The 5,296-nt window shown below is 66.0% G+C and carries 7 protein-coding genes; 4 read left to right on the top strand and 3 right to left on the bottom strand.

Annotated features, from left to right (window positions below):
• Positions 1 to 398 (bottom strand): UDP-N-acetylglucosamine--N-acetylmuramyl-(pentapeptide) pyrophosphoryl-undecaprenol N-acetylglucosamine transferase (locus KBY58_RS12845; RefSeq protein WP_255004710.1); only part of this gene is annotated, 398 nt, incomplete at its 3' end.
• A 50-nt stretch (positions 399 to 448) separates the two neighbouring features.
• On the opposite strand from KBY58_RS12845, the gene KBY58_RS12840 reads away from it, so the two are divergent.
• Positions 449 to 1,201, top strand: coding sequence for a hypothetical protein (locus KBY58_RS12840; protein WP_255004709.1), 753 nt, complete (start codon positions 449 to 451; stop codon positions 1,199 to 1,201).
• 22 nt (positions 1,202 to 1,223) lie between these two features.
• On the opposite strand, the gene KBY58_RS12835 is transcribed toward KBY58_RS12840, so the two are convergent.
• Positions 1,224 to 2,429, bottom strand: coding sequence for a phosphoglycerate kinase (locus KBY58_RS12835; RefSeq protein ID WP_255004708.1), 1,206 nt, complete (start codon positions 2,427 to 2,429; stop codon positions 1,224 to 1,226).
• 96 nt (positions 2,430 to 2,525) lie between these two features.
• On the opposite strand from KBY58_RS12835, the gene KBY58_RS12830 reads away from it, so the two are divergent.
• Genes KBY58_RS12830 through KBY58_RS12820 form a run of 3 tightly spaced genes read left to right on the top strand, consistent with a single transcriptional unit; the run spans position 2,526 to position 4,725 of the window.
• Complete coding sequence (locus KBY58_RS12830) at positions 2,526 to 2,900, top strand: universal stress protein (RefSeq protein WP_255004707.1); 375 nt, start codon at positions 2,526 to 2,528, stop codon at positions 2,898 to 2,900.
• A complete protein-coding gene (gene ylqF / locus KBY58_RS12825) occupies positions 2,897 to 3,787 on the top strand; it encodes a ribosome biogenesis GTPase YlqF (protein ID WP_255004706.1) in 891 nt (296 codons plus the stop codon). The genes KBY58_RS12830 and ylqF overlap by 4 nt, the downstream gene beginning before the upstream one ends.
• Positions 3,784 to 4,725, top strand: coding sequence for an RluA family pseudouridine synthase (locus tag KBY58_RS12820; protein WP_255004705.1), 942 nt, complete (start codon positions 3,784 to 3,786; stop codon positions 4,723 to 4,725). The genes ylqF and KBY58_RS12820 overlap by 4 nt, the downstream gene beginning before the upstream one ends.
• Here the strand turns inward: KBY58_RS12820 and KBY58_RS12815 are convergent.
• Positions 4,722 to 5,296 (bottom strand): ATP-binding cassette domain-containing protein (locus KBY58_RS12815; protein ID WP_255004704.1); only part of this gene is annotated, 575 nt, incomplete at its 5' end. The genes KBY58_RS12820 and KBY58_RS12815 overlap by 4 nt on opposite strands.

Raw genomic sequence — 5,296 nt, 5'->3', positions numbered from 1 at the left:
TGGCGGGCCAGTAGGCGGGTCACCTTGCCGGGAATGGCATTGCTCTCATGGAGCACCACGGGAATCCCGCAGCTACGGGCCGCCAGGATTGCCGGGGCAGCGATGTAGCCCCCGGTGCTGAAGACCGCGCTCACCTGCTCGCGGCGGATCAGGCGCCTGGCCGCCTGGATGGCAAGCACCAATTGGAGCGCGTTGAGCAGCCTGCGCAGGCCCCGGCCCTGGAGCCCGCCAGCCCGCACGGTGTGCAGGGGATAGCGGCTCGGCACCAGCTGGCGCTCAAGCCGGTCTGGCACCCCCAACCAGTGCACATCCCAATCCCCTGGCATCGCCTCCGCCACCGCCAGGGCTGGGAACAGATGGCCTCCAGTTCCGCTTGCTGCAATTAGGAGCCTGGGCATCGGCAGAGCCTGGGGGCCGACCTAACTTAAAAGCGGTTTTGGCTGCCTCGATGCCGCGCGTTTGGTTTGGATTGCTGGGCCTGATCGGCGGGATTGGTTTGGCTGGTGGCGCCACCCTCGGCAGTGCCTGGGCCGCTGCCCCCACTCCCCAGCAGCTCCAGGGCCTGGAGCGGGCCTTCAACGGCGCTGGCGAACTGAGCCTGGTGCTGGAGCCGGGGCCCGGTTTGGATCCGGCCCTGGTGGAAATGCGCCGCCGGGTGCTGCTCAAGCAATTCCCCGATGCCCAGTGGCAGGTCAGCCCCGGTGCCCCCCTGCGGGACGGCAGTGCCACCACCCAGGTGAAGGTGACGGGCCATCAAAAGGCTGGTCCCCATGCCTACACCTTCGAAGCGGTGCAGCGGTTGGCCCTGGGCAGCGATGGCGGCCGCATCAATAGCCAGCGGGTTATTGAGGAGCAATCGGTGCTCCACAGCAGCGATTCCCAGCTGCCGGTGAGTCTTTTGATCCCCGATGCGGTGCTGACGGGCCAGCGCTATGACGTCGACGTCTTATTTGATGAACCCCTGGCCGGCTCCGTGCTGGCGGGGGGCCTGGCAGCGATCAGCGACCAGATGGTGACCACCATGGCCAGTCCGTCCCTGCCCCTGGGGGCCCTGGGTGGCGGCGGCCTGTTTAAAACCGTGCAAGCGCCCCTTAGCCCAGGTTCCCAAACCTGGGCCGTGCTGCTGGTCCATCCCAAGGGAATCGTGACGGCCACCAAGCGGGTGCGGGTGGTGGCCGATAGGGATGCCCTTAATCCCTAGTTACCGGGCCTAGGCCTGGAAACTAGGCCTCATCTAGGGCGGCCACGCCGGGCAGCACCTTGCCTTCCAGCAGTTCGAGGCTGGCGCCACCGCCGGTGGAGATGTGCGACATCTTCTCGGCCACGCCCACCTTCTCAACGGCTGCGACCGAGTCGCCGCCGCCGATTATCGTGCAGCAGCCCTTGGCGCTGAGATCGGCGAGGGTGTGGGCAATGCCGTTGGTGCCAGCGGCAAATTTGTCGAACTCGAACACGCCCATCGGGCCGTTCCAGATCACGGTCTTGCAATCGGCCAGGGCCTCCTGGAAGGCCTTGAGCGAATCGGGGCCGATGTCTAGGCCCATCCAGCCATCGGGGATGGCGTCGATGCTGGTGGTTTGGCTGTTGGCATCGGGGGCGAAGTTGTCAGCTAGCACCACATCGCTGGGCAGCAGCAGCTGCACACCCTTGGCGGCAGCCTTGGCTTCCAGTTCCTTGGCCAGCTCGAGCTTGTCCTCTTCCACCAGGCTCTTGCCCACCGCCAGGCCCCGGGCCTTGTAGAAGGTGAAGATCATGCCGCCGCCGATCAGCACCTTGTCGCACTTGTCGATCAGGGCTTCGAGCACGCCGATCTTGGAGCTCACCTTGGAGCCGCCCACGATTGCAGCCAGGGGGCGCTTGGGCTCATCGATGGCGCCCTGCAGGTACTGCAGTTCCTTTTCCATCAGGGTGCCAGCGACGCTGGGGCTGAGGAATTTGGTCACCCCTTCGGTGGAGGCGTGGGCCCGGTGGGCGGCGCCGAAGGCGTCGTTCACATAGATATCGGCCAGGGCTGCCAGTTTCTGGGCAAAGCCGGCGTCGTTTTTTTCTTCTTCATCGAAGAAGCGCACGTTCTCCAGTAGCACCACATCACCGCCGGCCATGGCAGCCACTTTTGCTTCGGCGTCGGGGCCAATGCAGCTGTCGGTTTTGACCACGGTTTTGCCGAGCAGTTCAGCCAGGCGGGCTGCCACGGGGGTGAGCCGCATCGACTCATTCACCTGACCCTTGGGACGGCCGAAGTGGGCGGCCAGGATCACCTTGGCGCCATGGGCCGTGAGGTGGTTGATCGTGGGCAGGGCTGCCCGAATGCGGGTGTCGTCGGTGATGGCGCCGGAGTCGTTGAGCGGTACGTTGAAGTCGACCCGAACCAGCACCCGCTTTCCACGGAGGTCATCGGCTGTCAGGCTGGCCAGGGAACGCTTCGCCATGGGGCTGCAGGAGTAACGGAATTGCCGGGGGAGGCTAGCCCCCTGGCTTCGGTTTTCCCCAAATTCCCGCTTCGCCACTGGTTTTGCCTTTACAAGATGTTTGCCACCGTTTTGTTCCCCATTGATCGCAGCCGCCAGGCCCGGGAAACGGCTGCGGTGGCCCTCCAGCTGGTGCAGCAGCACAGCAGCGACCTGGTGTTGCTTTCAGTGGTGGAGCCTGGCCAGGACGATCCCGACGAGGTGGCCCGTTTTCTGGCCGAGGCCAAGGCCAGCTTTGAAGGGGCCGGGGTGCCCTGTCAGGTGATCGAGCGGGAGGGCAAACCCGCCTTTGTGATTGGTGATGTGGCCGATGAAATCAATGCCGATGTGATCGTGATGGGCACCCGCGGCATCAGCCTGGAAAACGATCACCAGAGCACGGCCGCGAGGGTGATCCAGTTGGCCCCCTGCCCCGTTTTGGTGGTGCCGTGAGCGACCTGCTCAGTGCCGCTGCTCCAGCGATTCAGTGGTACCCGGGGCATATCGCCAAGGCGGAGAAGGCCCTCAGTGCCCACCTGGCCAAGGTGGACCTGGTGATCGAGGTGCGCGACGCCCGCATCCCCCGCTCCACCGGCCACCCCCGGCTCCAGCGCTGGATCGAAGGCAAGCAGCACATCCTGGTGCTCAATCGCCTCGACATGGTGCCAACGGCCGCCCGGGCCGCCTGGGATGCCTGGTTTCGCGCCGATGGGATCAAGCCCTGCTGGTGTGATGCCAAGGTCGGCACGGGCGTTAAGCAGTTGCAGCAGGCCGCAATTCGTTCCGGGGCGGCCCTCAATGCTCGCCGCGCCGGCAGGGGCATGAAACCGCGGCCGGTTAGGGCGCTGATGCTCGGCTTTCCCAACGTGGGTAAGTCGGCTCTGATCAATCGCCTGGTGCGCCAAAAGGTGGTGGACAGTGCCCGCCGCGCCGGCGTTACCCGCAGCCTGCGCTGGGTGCGCCTGGGCCAGGACCTCGACCTGCTCGATGCCCCTGGGGTGTTGCCACCCCGGCTGGATGACCAGCAGGCCGCCCTGCGCCTGGCCCTCTGCGACGACATTGGCCAGGCCGCCTACGACAGCGAGGCCGTAGCCCAGGCCTTTGTGCAGCTCCTGGCAATTCTGGAGGCGATCCCGGCCGCCGGGGTGGCAGCTGGCCTGCTGGAGAAGCGCTATGGCCTGGCGGTGGCAGCCCTGCCAAATGGGGCCCCCGATGCCCAGAACTGGCTGGCGGCGGTGGCTGAAAAGCACACCAGCGGCGACACCCTGCGCATGGCCACCAAGCTCCTCGACGACTATCGCCGCGCCTTCCTGGGTCCGATGGCCCTCGAGTTGCCGTGAGTGCCTTTGGCGAGGGCGAAGGCGAACTGCTCGGCCTCGAATACCCCAAGCCCCTACCGATGCGGCTTGACCGCTGGCTGGTGGCCCAACGGCCGGAGCAGAGCCGGGCCCGGATCCAGAAATTCATTGATGCCGGCTATGTGCGGGTCAACGGGATCACCGGTCGCGCCAAAACACCCCTGCGCCAGGGCGACAGCGTTGAGCTGTGGATGCCTCCCCCCGAACCCCTGGAGTACCTCAAGCCAGAGGCGATGCCGCTCGATGTGCTTTTCGAGGACGCCCACCTAATCGTGCTCAATAAGCCCGCTGGGCTCACGGTGCATCCGGCCCCCGGCAATCGCAATGGCACCTTGGTCAATGGCCTCCTTCACCACTGCCCCGACCTGCCGGGCATTGGTGGCGAAATGAGGCCGGGCATTGTGCATCGCCTCGATAAGGACACCACCGGCTGCATCGTGGTGGCCAAGAGCCAGGAGGCCCTGGTCAAGCTCCAGGTGCAGATCCAAAAGCGCATCGCCTCCCGCCAGTATTTGGCGGTGATCCACGGGGTGCCCAGTGCCGATGAGGGCACGGTGATAGCCGACATCGGCCGCCATCCGATCGACCGCAAGAAATATGCGGTGGTCAGCGAGGGGGGGCGCCATGCCTGCACCCACTGGCGGCTGGTGGAGCGCCTAGGCGACTACTCCCTGCTGCGCTTCAAACTCGACACCGGCCGCACCCACCAAATCCGGGTGCATTGCGCCCACCTGGGCCATCCAATCGTGGGCGATCTGACCTACAGCCGTTGTCGCAAGTTGCCGATGGCCCTGCCCGGCCAGGCCCTGCATGCTGTGCAACTGGGGCTGGACCATCCGATCACGGGGGAGCGCCTGAAGTTTGAGGCCCCCCTGCCCGAGATGTTTGAGCGATTGCTGGCCGTGCTCAGGCGGCGCTAGGTCTGGGCCAGGGCTGGCAGCCGCGGACAGGCCGCCACCAGGCTTTTGGTGATCGCCGCCTGGGGATCGCGCAGCAGCCTGGAGCCGGGGCCCTCCTCCACGACCTTGCCGCCATCGAGCACGAGCACCCGATGGCAGAAGCCGCTGGCCACGGAGAGGTCGTGGGTCACAAACAGCATCCCCAGGCCCATCCGCTCCTGCAGATCCCGCAGCAGCGTCAATACATCGGCCTGAACCTCCGCGTCGAGCATGCTCACGCTCTCATCGCAGAGCAGTACCTGGGGCTGGAGAATTAGGGCCCGGGCGATGGCCACCCGTTGTTGCTGGCCGCCGGAGAGCTGGCGGGGCAATCGGGATTCAAAGGCCTCTGCCGGTGAGAGCCCAACGGCCTCCAACCATTGGCGGGCCTGGTCGCGTGCCCGGCTGGCCGTGGCCAGGCCATGGATTAGGAGCGGATCGCCGATCGCCTCCCCCACGACCATCTGGGGATTGAGGCAGGCCAGGGGGTCCTGGAACACCATCTGGATTTGCCGCCTGGCCTGGCGCCTGGCCTTGCCCCGCAGCTGGCCCA

The organism is Cyanobium sp. HWJ4-Hawea (assembly GCF_024345815.1).
GTDB lineage: Bacteria > Cyanobacteriota > Cyanobacteriia > PCC-6307 > Cyanobiaceae > Cyanobium_A.
The sequence above is the reverse complement of the archived record's forward strand: the minus strand, read 5'-3'. Positions and strand labels throughout refer to the sequence as shown.

Coding starts and splice junctions, on each gene's coding strand:
- KBY58_RS12835 (WP_255004708.1), bottom strand. CDS start 2,429: ATGGCGAAGCGTTCCCTGGCCAGCCTGACAGCCGATGACCTCCGTGGA.
- KBY58_RS12830 (WP_255004707.1), top strand. CDS start 2,526: ATGTTTGCCACCGTTTTGTTCCCCATTGATCGCAGCCGCCAGGCCCGG.
- KBY58_RS12840 (WP_255004709.1), top strand. CDS start 449: ATGCCGCGCGTTTGGTTTGGATTGCTGGGCCTGATCGGCGGGATTGGT.